The 14624-nt window shown below is 62.4% G+C and carries 14 protein-coding genes; 11 read left to right on the forward strand and 3 right to left on the reverse strand.

Features of this window, described 5'->3' with window-relative positions; genetic code table 11:
- Positions 1-65 precede the first annotated feature (65 nt).
- The 3 genes from TR36_RS09975 to TR36_RS09985 all read right to left on the reverse strand — a co-directional run bounded on the left by TR36_RS09975 (position 66) and on the right by TR36_RS09985 (position 2969).
- Entirely contained in the window at positions 66-1043 is a 978-nt protein-coding gene (locus tag TR36_RS09975) for an ABC transporter substrate-binding protein (protein WP_045391164.1), read from the reverse strand.
- 10 nt (positions 1044-1053) lie between these two features.
- Positions 1054-1842: an alpha/beta fold hydrolase gene (locus TR36_RS09980; protein ID WP_062763130.1), complete on the reverse strand. Its 789-nt coding sequence runs from the start codon at positions 1840-1842 to the stop codon at positions 1054-1056.
- A gap of 215 nt (positions 1843-2057) precedes the next feature.
- Positions 2058-2969 carry a LysR family transcriptional regulator gene (locus TR36_RS09985; RefSeq protein WP_062763132.1) on the reverse strand — a complete coding sequence of 304 codons (912 nt, stop codon included), beginning with the start codon at positions 2967-2969 and terminating at the stop codon, positions 2058-2060.
- A gap of 223 nt (positions 2970-3192) precedes the next feature.
- On the opposite strand from TR36_RS09985, the gene hpxO reads away from it, so the two are divergent.
- From hpxO to TR36_RS10040, 11 genes are all read left to right on the forward strand, one after another.
- On the forward strand, positions 3193-4341 hold the full coding sequence (gene hpxO, locus TR36_RS09990) for an FAD-dependent urate hydroxylase HpxO (RefSeq protein WP_062763135.1): 1149 nt from the start codon (positions 3193-3195) through the stop codon (positions 4339-4341).
- Positions 4342-4560: 219 nt separating this feature from the next.
- Positions 4561-5913: a xanthine dehydrogenase small subunit gene (xdhA, locus tag TR36_RS09995; RefSeq protein WP_045391153.1), complete on the forward strand. Its 1353-nt coding sequence runs from the start codon at positions 4561-4563 to the stop codon at positions 5911-5913.
- Positions 5910-8321 carry a xanthine dehydrogenase molybdopterin binding subunit gene (gene xdhB / locus TR36_RS10000; RefSeq protein ID WP_062763137.1) on the forward strand — a complete coding sequence of 804 codons (2412 nt, stop codon included), beginning with the start codon at positions 5910-5912 and terminating at the stop codon, positions 8319-8321. The genes xdhA and xdhB overlap by 4 nt, the downstream gene beginning before the upstream one ends.
- Positions 8311-9246, forward strand: a complete 936-nt coding sequence (gene xdhC / locus TR36_RS10005; protein ID WP_045391150.1) for a xanthine dehydrogenase accessory protein XdhC — start codon at positions 8311-8313, stop codon at positions 9244-9246. The genes xdhB and xdhC overlap by 11 nt, the downstream gene beginning before the upstream one ends.
- The gene (uraH, locus tag TR36_RS10010) at positions 9234-9557 is read left to right on the forward strand and encodes a hydroxyisourate hydrolase (protein ID WP_045391147.1); all 324 of its coding nucleotides are present in this window, start codon (positions 9234-9236) and stop codon (positions 9555-9557) included. The genes xdhC and uraH overlap by 13 nt, the downstream gene beginning before the upstream one ends.
- Before the next feature lie 3 nt (positions 9558-9560).
- Complete coding sequence (puuE, locus tag TR36_RS10015; RefSeq protein WP_045391144.1) at positions 9561-10973, forward strand: allantoinase PuuE; 1413 nt, start codon at positions 9561-9563, stop codon at positions 10971-10973.
- A complete protein-coding gene (locus tag TR36_RS10020; protein ID WP_045391141.1) occupies positions 10970-11788 on the forward strand; it encodes a bifunctional allantoicase/(S)-ureidoglycine aminohydrolase in 819 nt (272 codons plus the stop codon). Before puuE ends, TR36_RS10020 begins: the two co-directional genes overlap by 4 nt.
- 12 nt (positions 11789-11800) lie before the next feature.
- Positions 11801-12277, forward strand: coding sequence for an ureidoglycolate lyase (locus tag TR36_RS10025; RefSeq protein WP_045391138.1), 477 nt, complete (start codon positions 11801-11803; stop codon positions 12275-12277).
- A 153-nt stretch (positions 12278-12430) separates the two neighbouring features.
- Positions 12431-13186, forward strand: a complete 756-nt coding sequence (locus TR36_RS10030; protein WP_045391135.1) for an amino acid ABC transporter substrate-binding protein — start codon at positions 12431-12433, stop codon at positions 13184-13186.
- 1 nt (position 13187) lies between these two features.
- A complete protein-coding gene (locus TR36_RS10035; protein ID WP_045391131.1) occupies positions 13188-13862 on the forward strand; it encodes an amino acid ABC transporter permease in 675 nt (224 codons plus the stop codon).
- The gene (locus TR36_RS10040; protein WP_062763139.1) at positions 13859-14593 is read left to right on the forward strand and encodes an amino acid ABC transporter ATP-binding protein; all 735 of its coding nucleotides are present in this window, start codon (positions 13859-13861) and stop codon (positions 14591-14593) included. The genes TR36_RS10035 and TR36_RS10040 overlap by 4 nt, the downstream gene beginning before the upstream one ends.
- The last annotated feature ends 31 nt before the right edge of the window (positions 14594-14624 follow it).

Consider the following 14624-nt stretch of genomic DNA (forward strand, 5'->3'; position numbering starts at 1 on the left):
GCCAGATCCTTTGGAAAGGGGCGGCAGGCCGGTGGGGACTGCCGCGCTTGGGGAGGTGGGGGTGATTATTCGGCTGTGGCGATCAGGCTTTGCGGATCAAGCGAGGCAGGATCCAGGTCCAGCGAGCGGGCGACCCAATCCCAAGTCACGGCCAGGCGTTCGGCTTCGAAGGTGCCCATGCCGTCCTTTTCGGTAATGTCATTGACCATCAGCGGGATCGAGACTTCCCATTCCTTCTGGGCAGTATCCACGTCGATTTCCGGCACCATCGCCTTCATCGCGGCGGCGGCACCCGCGGGGTCGGCAATCGCGGCCTTGGTTGCCTCGCTATAGGCGGTCAGGAAACGCGACAGAACTTCGGGCCGGTCATCAATCATCTTTTCCGAGGCGAAGATCGACAGGCCGTACCCTTCATAGCCAAAATCGGACCAGGGCAGCATTGCCAGCGTCTTGCCGGTTTCGGCCAGGGGCCCCTCCAGTCCCGGGGCCTTGGTGTTCCAGTTGATGGTGGCATCGATCTGACCGGTCGCCAACATCGGGCCAAGCGCGCCGGGATCGACCTTGATCGGAACGATCGCATCGGCGGAAAGGCCGTTCGCCTCCAGCAGCAGGGGCCAGACCACGTTGGAAGAGGAGAAGGTGGCAGTCGCGATCTTCTTGCCCACCAGATCCTGAAGTGTGGAGATGCCGGTATCGGTGGTGGTGAAGATCACATCGGGCTGCATGGTATAAACGGATTGCACCGCCTTTACCGGAATATCGCCCGTTGCCGCGGCCTGCATCAGCGCCGACAGCCCGCCGGAGCCTATGTCCGCCGTGCCGGTGGCCAGTTTCGTGACCACATCCGAGGATCCACGGCCCACCATGACCGATACATCCAGATCAGCCTCATCGAAGATGCCGCTTTCGATGCCGTAATAGATGGCGGCCTTATCCCCGGCCGGCAGCCAGTCGATCATGAAGGTGACGGAATCGGCGGCATTGGCGGCCGCGCCGGTAATCCCGAAGGCGGCCGAGAGGAGGAATGTGCTCAGGGTTTTCATAATGTCTCCGTTAAAGAATTTCATGGAATTTATCGTCGTGCAGCAGCAGGGCCTCATCATCACGCCCGCCGGTCAGAAAGGGGATCAGGTGATCTGCAAGCAATTGCGGAGCCACTAGATGCGGCACATGGCCCACCGGGAGATCCGCCACCAGCGCCCGGGGCAGCAGGCGCTGCATATGCCGCTGGAGGGGGAGGGGGACGGACATATCCTCGGTCGCCTCCACGTAAAGCCGGGGCAGTTTCGTGAACCTTGCATCGCTGCCAAGGCGGACCGACCGCGTACCTTCGCCCTGCGGCGTCAGGGCAAGGCTGGCGGTGCGGGCAACCTGCGGCGGGCAGTCGTTGAACAGGATTGCCTGGGCCACGCTGTGCGGAACCGATGTCACCCGCCCGTCATCCGACCAGACCAGATATGGCGTGATCCCCCGGCTGATGCCCTTGTCGCCTGCCATCCGGGCCTGTACCTCGGCAAACCCCAAACCTGCCGGCAGCACGATGCCTGCGATATAGGCGATGCGGACGGCCTTCTTGTTCCGTTCGGCCAGGGCCGAGGCGATCATGCCCCCGCCGGAATGGCCCACCACACTGACATGGTCATAGGGGGCGATCAGACGATCAAGGTAATCCAGACAGATTTCCAGCGTGACCGCAGCCGGGTCGGAGCCGTCCGCCCCGTTGCCGGGCAGATCTGCGGCCAGTACCGGAATGCCCGCCTGTTCCAGCAGCGGGGACAGCCTGTTCCAGACCCATGCCCCCTGCCATGCACCGTGGATCAGGCAGACGGGATCATGCGGCACGGGCGGTCTCCCGTTCTGCAAGGGTGGGCGATGTCGGTGACGGTATGGCGCAAAGGCAGCGTGTTTGCTGCGTTGCCCTGCTGGTGTGATTGTCCATGCCCGACCTCCGGTTTCCTGTGATGTCGTCATAGGCCAGTATCGGGCGATCTAAGAAGAACAGATTATCGCACAGGCTGATGCCGTTTCGGCATCACCCTGATGACAGGGGCCGGCGTTCAGATGGATTCCTGCCCTTGCAGTTCTGCAATCAGCACCTGAAGAAACAGATCGACGGCCCCCGGCAGGGACCGGCCTGCGCGAACATAGATGCCCAGATCGGACCAGATCGGCCCGCGCGCGGTTTCCAGAGGAACATGGACCAGCTTGCCGTCCTCCAGCATCGTTTCCAGCCCGATAGGGGTCTGGAAGCCGATGAGGGGGGGCGTCATGGCCAGCCGCCGTGTCAGATCGATGGAATCGGTGACCAGCATCGGCTCTACCGTGCGGCCCAATGTCTGCATATGGGGCTCCAGAAGTGCCGAGATCGACAGGTTCGGACCCGCCCAGAGCAGCGGATAATCACAGCAGGCCGAAAGTGTTACGGTCTGGCGGTGTGCCAGGGGGTGGGTGGGGGCCATGATTGCGCCCAGCTTGAATTTTGCGACATGCGCCTGCCGGACCTGCGGCGTCCGCGAGGGGGAGAAGGTGATGCCGACATCCGCGCGCCCGTCGTTGAGTGCATCGGGAATGGCCCGCGATCCCATCATCTGCGCGGTCAGCCGGATACGCGGCGCAATCTTTCCCATCCGCAGGATGACGGCCGGCAGCAGGGAGGCGCATACCCCTTCGATCGCCGCCACGGATATATGGCCGATCCGGGCGCCGCGCAGCGCGGAGATATCGGATTTTGCCCGCTCCAGATCCTGCAGAACGACAATGACGTGCCGTGCCAGCATTTCCCCCGCGGTTGTCAGGACAATGCCTGTAGAGCGTCGCTCGAACAGGGGGGCGCCGATTTCCTCTTCCAGCTTGAGGATCTGACGGTTCACAGCCGAAGAGGCCACATTCAGTTGCCGCGCCCCCTCGCGGATGGAACCTGCCCTGCGGACCGTGTCGAAATAGAGGATGGCTGGCGCGTGGATCCGCATATGGGGCAACCTTTGCAAGTGACCTGTTCAGGGTAATGCAGTCTGCCGGTGCGGGGAACCACTTGGCAATCTTGCAGTGGCGGACGGTATCTGCCCGAAAAATAATCAGCTGCGGGCGGTAAACGGGCGGTTCCGAGGGGCGGCCCCATCCGGTGCTTGCCTCCGGCAGGGGTGCGACATACGACTTCGAGGTTGTCGTAAAACCGGAAAAAGGCGGGCGCATATGAAAATTCTGATCATCGGCGCGGGAATTGGCGGGCTATGTGCTGGTTTGGCCTTGCGTCGCCTTGGCCATGATATCGAGATTTTCGAAAAGGTGCGCGAGATGCGCCCGGTGGGGGCGGGCCTGTCCCTGTGGCCGAACGGTATCCGCTGTCTGCAGCATCTGGGCCTTGGGCCGGATGTGGAGGCTTTGGGCGGCCAGATGGAAACCATGGCATATGTCGATGGCCTGAGCGGCGCGGGTATGACGGATTTCTCGTTGCAGCCGCTTTACGATGCCTCGGGCGCGCGGGCCTATCCGGTTTCACGGGCTGCCCTGCAGGACAGGTTGATCGATCGTTTCGGCCGTGAGGAGATCCATTTCGGGGCAGAACTGCTGACGGCAGCGCAGGATGGTACGGCGACGTTCTCGAACGGCATGCAGGCGCAGGGTGATCTGATCATCGGGGCGGACGGCGCGCATTCGGCAATTCGCTCGCACATCCTCGGGTCGCCACTGTCGCGGAGGTCTGCGGGGTATACCAATTGGAACGGCATCGTTCCTGCCGATCCGGCTATTGCCCCCGTGACCAGCTGGACAACCTATGTGGGCGAGGGAAAGCGTGTCTCGATCATGCCGATCGGGGCGGGAAAATGCTATTATTTCTTCGATGTTCCCCGGCCCGCGGGCGGGGAGGCCCCCGCGGACCGTCTGGCGGAACTGCGTGGGCATTTCAGCCATTGGTGCCAGCCGGTTCAGTGCCTGCTGGACGCGATCAGCACCGATTCGCTCAATCGGGTGGAGATCCACGATATTGATCCGATCGGCACATGGGTGAACGGCCGCATGGTTCTGCTGGGGGATTCGGCGCATAACACCGCCCCGGATCTGGGGCAGGGGGCCTGCATGGCGATGGAGGATGCGGTGGTGCTGGAGCGGGCGCTGACACAGTATCCGGACGATCTGGACGCCGCGCTGGCCAGCTATCAGGCGGCTCGTGTTGATCGTTGTGCCGAACTGGTGCTGCGCGCCCGTGTCCGCAGCGATATCACGCATGGTATCGATCCCGCCCTTACCAAAGATTGGTACCGGAGCCTTACGGCGGATGCGGCGGGTGAAATCCTTCAGGGAATCCAGAAAACCGTCGACGGCGGACCCTTGGCCGTATGATCGCATAACACCTGTGCGTTTTTTCGCCATGGGGCCCGAAAATTAGGCGATCAGGCATGATTGTTGCGGGTGGATTATAAATCTGCCCGCAAGGCGGCACATCGCCTCTTGATTGTGCGTCGCCGTATCGGCCTGTTGGGGAGAAGCGCCCTGCTTTACGCCGTCTCGGGCGGGGCCGCCCGCAGCGGGCTTGTTTCTGTATCGCGGCAGGTCTGACCCATGGATATCGCGTTTCATCTGAATGGAATGCCCGTACGCATTGCGGATGCCTCCCCCACAAGCACGTTATTGGACTGGCTGCGTGAAACGCGGGGGCTGACCGGCACCAAGGAGGGGTGCAATGAGGGCGACTGCGGTGCCTGCACCGTGATGGTCACCGATGGGCGCGGACCACGCGCACTGAACTCCTGCATCCTGTTTCTGCCACAGCTGCATGGCAAGGCTGTGCGCACTGTCGAGGGTTTGGCCGCCCCGGATGGCCGGCTGCATCCGGTGCAGCAGGCGATGGTGGAATGCCACGGCAGCCAATGCGGATTCTGCACGCCGGGTTTTGTCATGTCGATGGCGGCGGCGCATGCCACGGGACGAACGGATCATGACAATGTGCTGGCAGGCAACCTGTGCCGTTGCACCGGTTATGCCCCGATTGTCCGCGCGGCAGAGCGGGCGGCGACGGCCCCCAGACCCGACTGGCTGACCGAACCCGATATGGCCACCGAAGGCGTTGGCCTGCCACATAGCCCCGCCACATCGGATGAACTTGCCACCCTTTATGCCGAGATGCCAAATGCCACGCTGGTTGCCGGGGCCACGGATGTGGGGCTTTGGGTCACCAAGGGGCTGCGCGATGTGACGCCCGCCATATTTCTGGGCGGCATCGCCGAGATGCAGCGTATCGAACAGCAGGGGGACATGCTGCGCATCGGCGCGGGTGTGACCATCTCTGCCTTGGCAGAGGCGGTGGTGGACACCCATCCCGCGCTGGCCGAACTGCTGCGCCGCTTTGCCTCGCCGCCCGTGCGGAACGCGGCGACCATCGGCGGAAATATCGCAAATGGCTCTCCCATCGGGGATGCGCCGCCCGCACTGATCGCGATGGGTGCAAGGCTTCATCTACGGCGCGGGAATGCGCGGCGGGATATGCCGCTGGAAGATTTCTTCCTTGATTACCGCAAGCAGGACCGTCACCCCGGTGAGTTCGTGGAGGCCATCAGCATCCCGGCCGCATCCCCCGCGCTGCGGTGCTACAAGGTATCCAAGCGGTTCGATCAGGACATTTCGGCGGTTTGCGGCTGCTTCAACATTACCGTGACGGATGGCGTGGTAACCGGCGCGCGCATCGCCTTCGGCGGAATGGCGGCTGTGCCCAAACGTGCAAGCGCGGTAGAGGCTGCCTTGACTGGAAAGCCCCTAACAACCCTGCCGGCCGAGGTGTTCGCAGAGGATTTTACCCCGCTCAGCGACATGCGTGCCAGCGCCGGCTATCGTCTAAAAATCGCACAGAACCTGCTGACACGATACATCCATGATCTGGCGGGCAACGTGACCTCGGTTCAGGAGGTGGCATCATGAGCATCGGCAAACCGCTCCCCCATGATGCAGCGCCCCTGCATGTGACAGGTGCCGCCCGCTTTGTGGATGATATGCCTTTGCCGCGCGGCACGTTGCATCTGGCCTTCGGGCTTTCCTCTATCGCGCGGGGGGCGATCACGGTGCTGGATCTGGCACCGGTACGGGCTGCCCCCGGCGTTGTGGCGGTGATCGGGCCGGATGATCTTGCCGAAATTCCCGATTGTTCGGCATCGGTCCATGATGAGCCTTTGTTGGCGGCCGGTCGGGTGAACCATGCGGGGCAGCAGTTGTTCATCGTGGTGGCCGAAACCCACTTGGCGGCCCGGCGCGCGGCACGTCTGGCACGGGTAACCTATGCTGCCGAAACGCCTGTCCTGACGATCGAGGACGCGTTGGTGGCCAACAGCCGGTTCGAGGACGGCCCGGTAATCTGGCAGAAAGGTGATGCCGCGCGCGCCATCGACGCCGCCGATCACGTGATTGAGGCTGCCCTGACTGTTGGCGGGCAGGAGCATTTCTATCTGGAAGGGCAGATCGCTGCAGCTGTTCCCCAAGAGGGGGGGGATATGCTAATCCACTCCTCTACCCAGCATCCGACCGAGGTCCAGCACAAGGTGGCGCACGCCCTGCACATTCCCATGAGCGCGGTCCGTGTAGAGGTGCGACGTATGGGCGGCGGCTTTGGGGGGAAGGAAAGCCAGGGAAATGCCCTGGCCATCGCCTGCGCCTTGGCCGCGCGCCTGACGGGCCGTCCGTGCAAGATGCGTTATGACCGTGATGATGATATGATGATCACGGGTAAACGCCACGACCTTCGCATCGAATACCGTGTCGGCTTCGGGGCGGATGGCCGGATCGCCGGGCTGGAATTGCGCCATTTGCTGCGGTGTGGCTGGGCGCAGGATCTGTCGTTGGCGGTGGCGGACCGGGCGATGCTGCACGCCGATAACACCTATCACCTGCCGGATATCCGGATCGAGAGCCATCGCCTGAAAACCAATACCCAGAGCGCCACCGCCTTTCGCGGGTTCGGTGGCCCGCAGGGAATGATCGGAATCGAGCGGATTGTCGACCATATCGCAGCTACCTTGGGGATGGACCCTCTGGCGGTCCGCCGGGTCAATTTCTACCGTGCGATGACGGGCGGGGATGCTCCCATCGCGCCCAAGGTGCCGGTGGAGGCGAATACGCAGATCAGGGCCGATGCTGCGGCAACGGGCGTTGATCTGACCTCTCAGGGGCAGGAAGGGGCAGCACGTCCGGCGCATGTGCCTGTGGCCGATGGGGTGCAGACCACGCATTATCACATGCCGGTAGAGGATTTCATCGCGCATGATCTGGTGGCGAAACTGGAGGAAACGTCGGATTATGCAGCCCGCCGCTTGGCGGTGGCCGATTGGAATGCCCGCAATCCTGTCCTGAAAAAGGGAATTGCCCTGACGCCGGTCAAGTTCGGGATATCCTTTACGCTGACATGGCTCAATCAGGCGGGGGCCTTGGTCCATGTGTATCAGGACGGTTCCATCCATCTGAACCATGGCGGGACGGAAATGGGGCAGGGGCTGTTCCAGAAGGTCGCGCAGATAGCGGCCTCGGTGTTCGATGTCCCTATGGAGACGGTGAAGATCACGGCCACCGATACCTCCAAGGTGCCGAACACCTCTGCCACGGCGGCCTCCTCCGGGGCGGATATGAACGGCATGGCAGCCCAGTCGGCCTGCGAGACGCTGCGCGGGCGGATTGCCGATTGTCTTGCGGCGCTGCACGGCGTGGCGGCGGATACGATCCTGTTCCGTGCAGGCCATGTCCATATTGCCGACAGCCGCATTCCGTTCGCGGAGGCGGTCCAGATCGCCTATCAGAACCGCATCTCCCTTTCGGCCACGGGGTTCTACAAGGTTCCGAAGATCACTTGGGACAGAAAACGCGGTGAGGGCCGCCCGTTCCTGTATTTCGCCTATGGCGCTGCCGTATCCGAAGTGGTGATCGACACTTTGACAGGAGAATCCCGGATCCTGCGGGCCGATATCCTGCATGATACCGGCAGCAGCCTGAACCCGGCACTGGATATCGGGCAGATAGAGGGCGGATATGTGCAGGGGGCAGGCTGGCTGACCACCGAGGAACTGGTATGGAATGCGCAGGGCGTGCTGACAACGCATGCACCCTCCACCTACAAGATCCCCGCCTGTTCGGATCGCCCGCATGTGTTCAATGTGGCGCTCTGGTCCCGGCCGAATTCCGAAGGGACAGTCGGCCGGTCAAAGGCCGTAGGGGAGCCGCCGTTCATGCTGGGCATATCGGCATTTCTGGCAATCCAGGATGCGGTTCGTGCTGCAGGGGGCGGATTGATCGATGCCCCCGCCACGCCCGAACGCATCCTGCGGGCGGTCGAAAATGGGGTTTGATATTGCAGCACTGTCACGCGCCATTGCGGAACATGGGCCGGTGGTCCGCGTGGTGGTGGCCAAGGTCGAAGGCTCCTCTCCCCGGGAGATAGGTGCGGCCATGCTGGTCTGGGCGACCGGAACCGAAGGGACCATTGGTGGCGGGGCGCTGGAATGGCAGGCCATAGCGAATGCTCGCGGGATGAGCGAGGGGCATCGTATTACCCGCCATCCACTGGGCCCGTCCCTTGGGCAATGTTGCGGCGGCGCGGTGACGCTCTGGTCAGAGGTGCTGGCCGCGGCCCCCGAGGGCCCCGTGGTTGCGCGCGGGGCGGGGCCGATGCCGTTGGCGGTGGCGCGGCTTGTGAAACGCGCGCGGGACAGGGGTCAACCGGTGGCCCCGCAGCTTGTTCAGGGCTGGATGGTGGAACCCGTGGCCCGTCCGACGCGGCAGCTGTGGATCTGGGGTGCCGGGCATGTCGGTCGCGCATTGATTGATACCATACGGCCCTTGCCGGATTTTGCGATAACGTGGCTGGATACCGCGGCCGACCGTTTTCCCGCCATTCCCGAAGGCGTGACGGCGCGCTGGTCCGCAGACGTGGCGGATATGGTCACAGGTGCCCCGCCGCAGGCCGAGCATCTGGTCCTGACCTATTCGCATCCGCTGGATCTGGAGATTTGCCACAGCCTTCTTCAGCACGGGTTCCGCTTTGCGGGGCTGATCGGATCCGCCACCAAGGCTGCACGCTTCTCCAGCCGTCTGGCAGCGCTGGGCCATGATCCGGCGCGCATCACCTGCCCGATCGGCGACCCTGCTCTGGGCAAGCATCCGCAGGCAATCGCCGTCGGAGTGGCAAGCCAGTTGTTGCGGAATGCAGCGGTGGCCGCAGCGGCTTCCCCCCTTACATCCGAATTGAAAAAGGACATTTCATGGCGCGACTGACGACCCATGTTCTTGATACCGCCCGCGGCTGCCCTGCAGAGGGGGTCCAGATCACATTGTGGCAGGGTGATGTGCCCCTGGCAGAGGCGGTGACGAATTCGGATGGCCGCACCGATGCCCCGATGGCCGCGGATCTGGCATTGGGGAATTACGAACTGCGGTTTCATGCCGGCGACTATCTGCGGGCAACGGGCCAGCCCGATACGTTTCTGGATGTGGTGCCGGTCGGGTTCCGGATTTCGGACGCGGGCCATCATCATGTGCCGCTGCTGCTGTCGCCGTTCGCGTATAGCACCTATCGGGGGAGCTGAGCAGTGAACCGTTATCCACGTGATATGACGGGATATGGCGCCGCGCGCCCCGATGCCCTTTGGCCGGGCGGGGCGAAGGTGGCTGTCAGCCTCGTGCTGAACCATGAAGAGGGGGGAGAGAATTCCATCCTGCATGGCGATGCCGCATCAGAGGCGTTTCTGTCCGATATTGCCGGTGCCTCCCCCTGGGTGGGAGAGCGGCACTGGAACATGGAATCCATCTACGATTACGGAGCACGTGCAGGGTTCTGGCGGCTGCATGATATCTTTACCGCGCGGGGGCTCCCGGTCACCATTTTCGGTGTGGCCACGGCACTGGCGCGTTGCCCCGAACAGGTGGCTGCCATGAAGGCGGCGGGTTGGGAAATCGCGTCTCACGGTCTCAAGTGGATCGAGCACCGGGCAATGCCCGAGGATGAGGAGCGTCGCCAGATTTCCGAGGCGATCCGCCTGCATACCGAGGTGGTGGGTACGCCGCCGCGCGGTTGGTACACGGGGCGCTGTTCTGCCAATACCGTGCGGTTGACGGCGGAAACCGGCGTGTTCGACTGGATATCGGATACCTATGACGACGACCTGCCGCATTGGGTCGAGGTGGGCGCGCGCGATCAGCTGGTGATTCCCTATACGCTAGAGGCGAACGACATGCGCTTTGCCACGGCGCCCGGCTATATCAACGGTCAGCAGTTCTTTACCTATCTGAGGGATGCCTTTGATACCCTGTGGGACGAAGGTGCTGCGGGATCGCCCAAGATGATGTCGATCGGGCTGCACAGCCGTCTGATCGGACGACCGGGCAAGGTTGCCGGGCTTGTGCGTTTTCTGGAATATGCGGCGCAGAAGGGCGGTGCGTGGTTTGCCACACGCGGCCAGATTGCGGCGCATTGGGCCGCAACCCATCCGCATAGGCGACGCGAACGTCCCAGCCAGATGGACCGCGAGACGTTCGTGGCGCGTTTCGGCGGCATCGTCGAACATTCCCCTTGGGTGGCCGAGCGGGCATGGCAGCTGGAGCTGGGGCCCGCGCATGACAGCGCGATCGGGCTGCATAACGCCCTGTGCCGGATATTCCGTTCCGCAAGCGAGGCGGACCGCCTTGCCACGCTGAACGCGCATCCCGATCTGGCGGGCAAGCTGGCGGCGGCCAGACGTTTGACGGCCGAAAGCACATCGGAACAGGCAAGCGCGGGGCTGGATGCGCTGACGGATGCCGAGCGGGCAGAGTTCACCGCGCTGAATTCCGAATACGTTGCCCGGCACGGCTTTCCTTTCATCATCGCCGTGCGCGACCATACCAAGGACGGCATTCTTGCCGCATTCCGCCAGCGCATTGCCCATGATCGCGATACCGAATTCACCACCGCCTGCGCGCAGGTTGAACGCATCATCGAACATCGACTGAAGGCCCTTCTATGACCCAGTATTACACCCCCAAAGGCGGCCTGCCGCCCCAGACGCAACTGATGACGGGGCGGGCGGTATTCACCGATGCCTATGCCTTTCTGCCCAAGGGGGTATTTTCGGATATCGTCACCAGCTTCCTGCCGAATTGGGACAAGACGCGGCTTTGGGTGATTGCGCGACCGATGACCGGGTTTTCCGAAACCTTCAGCCAGTATGTGATGGAGGTCGCGCCCGGAGGCGGCTCTGATCTGCCGGAGCCGGAGGCCGCTGCGCAGGCCGTGCTGTTTATCACGGGCGGTACGCCGGTCCTGACGCTGGATGGCGTGGATCATACGCTGCGGGCGGGCCACTACGTCTATATTCCTGCCGGTATGGCGTGGTGCCTGCACAACCGGGCCGAGGAGCCTGCGCGCTTCCACTGGTTCCGCAAGCTGTGGGACGGTGCGGGGATGGAGCGTCCTGACCCGCTGATCCTGCATGATGACGATGTTGCCCCCAGCCCGATGCCCGACACGGATGGTGCATGGGCCACAACCCGTTTCGTCGATCCTGCGGATCTTCGCCACGACATGCATATCACCATCGTGACACTTCAGCCCGGCGCGGTCATTCCGTTCGAGGAAACGCATGTGATGGAACACGGGCTATATGTTCTGGAGGGTAAGGCGGTCTACAAGCTCAACCAGGATTGGGTCGAGGTTGAGGGCGGTGATTTCATGTGGCTGCGCGCCTTCTGCCCGCAGGCCTGCTATGCTGCCGGACCGGGGCCGTTCCGCTACCTGTTGTACAAGGATGTGAACCGCCACGCGGCCTTGCGTCGCTTCTGATAGGGGGACGGGATGGAGATACGGACACAGCCCCTGACTTCCACGGCCTTTGCACCCTTCGGGGATGTGCTGGAGGCGTCCGGCCCGGCCGATATGATGATCAATCAGGGAATGTGCGAGCGTTTCCATGACCGGGCCCATTGCGTGGCAGAAGGCGGAAGGCTCGGTATCTCCATTTTCCGGGCTGTGCCACGCAACCTGCCGTACCGGCTGGAGATGATGGAGCGGCATCCGCACGGCAGCCAGGCCTTCATGCCGATGTCGGAGCATCCGTTTCTGGTGATTGTCGCACCGGATGACGGGGGGCGCCCGGGTGTGCCGCTGGCCTTTCTGTCGGCACCGCATCAGGGGGTCAACCTGCATCGCGGAACATGGCACGGGGTGCTGACGTCCCTGCATCCGCCCGGGCTTTTCATGGTGGTGGACCGCATCGGAACCACCCCGAATCTGGAAGAACATTGGTTGGAGACCCCCATAACCGTCATATGACCGGAACGTTCTTCCGATTTGCCATCTGCGGTGGGAATATTCGTTCACGGCATGGCGGAACCCATTGCAAGGCATCCTTGTTTCTTGTGCTATATTGCAGGGCGCGCGTGAAAACGTCATGTCGAGCGTTCTGGAAAGAAAACGAGGAATATCATGTTCAAAGCCCTGACATTCGCCGCGGTTGCTGCCGCCGCGCTGGCCACGCCCGCGCTTTCCGAAACGCTGCGTGTGGGGACGTCGGGTGGATATTTCCCGTTCACGTTCACGAAAAGCGACACGCTTCAGGGATTTGAGATCGACTTCATGAACGAGATCGGCAAACGGACCGATCTGGACGTGGAATTCGTGACCATGTCGTTTTCGGGGTTGATCGGGGCGCTGGATTCGAACCGGATCGATACCGTTGCCAACCAGATCACCATTACGCCCGAGCGGGAGGCCCGTTTCGATTTTACGCAGCCCTATGTCTATGACGGGGCACAGGTTGTGGTGAAGCGGGGCAATGAAACCGAAATCACTGGCCCGGAATCGCTCAAGGGGCGGAAGGTTGCCGTGAACCTCGGCTCCAACTTCGAGCAGCTGCTGCGCGATCTGCCCTATTCGGATGAAATCAATATCCTGACCTATGAATCCAATATCGCGCAGGATACCGCGCTTGGCCGGGTGGATGCCTTTGTCATGGACCGCGTTTCGTCGGGGCAGGTGATTGCCGAAAGCCCGCTGCCGCTGGCCTTGGCCGGACAGCCCTTCAGCGAGATCCAGAACGCCTTGCCCTTCCGCAAGGATGCAACGGAGTTGCGTGAAAAGGTGGATGCCGCCATCACCTCGATGAAAGAGGATGGCACGCTTGCGGCTATTTCCGAAAAATGGCTGGAAACGGATGTGACCGTTCCGACGGGCGCAAACTGACATGAGGGCGCTGGACCTCGATTTCATGCTTGGTCTGGTGCCCATCATCCTGGGGTACCTGCCGCTGACGATGTTCATGGCGGCAGTCGGGATGATCTGCGCGCTGATCCTCGGGGCCTTGTTGGCAGTTGAACGTGTGGCCCGCATTCCGGTGCTGGATCAGGCTGTCGTGGTCTTCATCAGCTTTTTCCGGGGGACGCCGCTGCTGGTACAGCTGTTCCTGTTCTATTTCGGGCTGCCGTCGCTGATGCCGTTCATGTCGGGGCTGACGGGGGTGCAGGCGACGATCATCGGGCTGACATTGCATTTCAGCGCCTATATGGCCGAAAGCATTCGCGCGGCCATTCAGGGCGTGGATCGCAGCCAGTGGGAGGCATCCGAGGCCGTCGGCATGACGCGCATCCAGATGATGCGGCGGATCATCCTGCCCCAGGCGGCCCGTGTGGCTGCCCCCACGCTGATGAACTATTTCATCGACATGATCAAAAGCACATCTCTGGCCTTTACCCTCGGGGTGACGGAAATGATGGGGGCCACGCAAAAAGAGGCGTCCAGCAGCTTTCTGTTCTTCGAATCCTTTATCGTGGTCGCATTGGTGTACTGGGTACTGGTCGAGGCATTGTCCTTTGTGCAGCGGCGGCTGGAGACGAATTTGAATAAGGCGTTCACCCGATGATCCGTCTGGATAAACTGACCAAGCGTTTCGGTACGAATACCGTGCTGAACGGTATCGACCTGACGATCCAGGACGGAGAGCGGGTGGTGATCATCGGACCTTCGGGCACCGGAAAATCCACCCTGCTGCGCTGCATCAATTTTCTGGATCGTCCTGATGAGGGTGTGATCGGAATCGGTGATCTGTCTGTCGATGCGGCACGGGCCACCAAGGCACAAATCCTCGGGCTGCGGCGCCGAACGGCATTCGTTTTCCAGAACTATGCGCTGTTTGCGAACAAGACCGCGCGGCAGAATATCACCGAAGCCCTGATAACGGTTCAGGGGCGGCCCCGCGCAGAGGCCGAGGCCCGGGCCGATACGATCCTGCAGGAAACCGGGTTGGCGGACAAGGCAGACAGCTATCCTGCCGCCCTGTCCGGCGGCCAGCAGCAGCGGGTGGGGATCGGGCGGGCAATGGCGCTGGATGCCGAGCTGATGCTGTTCGACGAACCGACCTCGGCGCTGGATCCTGAATGGGTGGGCGAGGTGCTGGACCTGATGCGACGCGTGGCAGAGCGGCAGCAAACCATGCTGATCGTGACCCACGAAATGCAGTTCGCCCGTGAAATAGCGGATCGGGTCATTTTCATGGATGGCGGGCGTATCGTGGAACAGGGGCCCCCTGCGCAGATTTTTGAAAATGCACAGGACCCGCGAACGCAGGCCTTCCTGCGCCGTGTGAAACAATGACATTTTCGGGCACTGCAGCGCACAAGGCTGC

The organism is Falsirhodobacter sp. alg1 (genome assembly GCF_000739715.2).
Lineage (GTDB): Bacteria > Pseudomonadota > Alphaproteobacteria > Rhodobacterales > Rhodobacteraceae > Falsirhodobacter.

Coding starts and splice junctions, on each gene's coding strand:
- TR36_RS09975 (WP_045391164.1), bottom strand. CDS start 1,043: ATGAAAACCCTGAGCACATTCCTCCTCTCGGCCGCCTTCGGGATTACC.
- TR36_RS09985 (WP_062763132.1), bottom strand. CDS start 2,969: ATGCGGATCCACGCGCCAGCCATCCTCTATTTCGACACGGTCCGCAGG.
- hpxO (WP_062763135.1), top strand. CDS start 3,193: ATGAAAATTCTGATCATCGGCGCGGGAATTGGCGGGCTATGTGCTGGT.
- xdhA (WP_045391153.1), top strand. CDS start 4,561: ATGGATATCGCGTTTCATCTGAATGGAATGCCCGTACGCATTGCGGAT.
- xdhB (WP_062763137.1), top strand. CDS start 5,910: ATGAGCATCGGCAAACCGCTCCCCCATGATGCAGCGCCCCTGCATGTG.
- xdhC (WP_045391150.1), top strand. CDS start 8,311: ATGGGGTTTGATATTGCAGCACTGTCACGCGCCATTGCGGAACATGGG.
- uraH (WP_045391147.1), top strand. CDS start 9,234: ATGGCGCGACTGACGACCCATGTTCTTGATACCGCCCGCGGCTGCCCT.
- TR36_RS10020 (WP_045391141.1), top strand. CDS start 10,970: ATGACCCAGTATTACACCCCCAAAGGCGGCCTGCCGCCCCAGACGCAA.
- TR36_RS10025 (WP_045391138.1), top strand. CDS start 11,801: ATGGAGATACGGACACAGCCCCTGACTTCCACGGCCTTTGCACCCTTC.
- TR36_RS10030 (WP_045391135.1), top strand. CDS start 12,431: ATGTTCAAAGCCCTGACATTCGCCGCGGTTGCTGCCGCCGCGCTGGCC.
- TR36_RS10035 (WP_045391131.1), top strand. CDS start 13,188: ATGAGGGCGCTGGACCTCGATTTCATGCTTGGTCTGGTGCCCATCATC.
- TR36_RS10040 (WP_062763139.1), top strand. CDS start 13,859: ATGATCCGTCTGGATAAACTGACCAAGCGTTTCGGTACGAATACCGTG.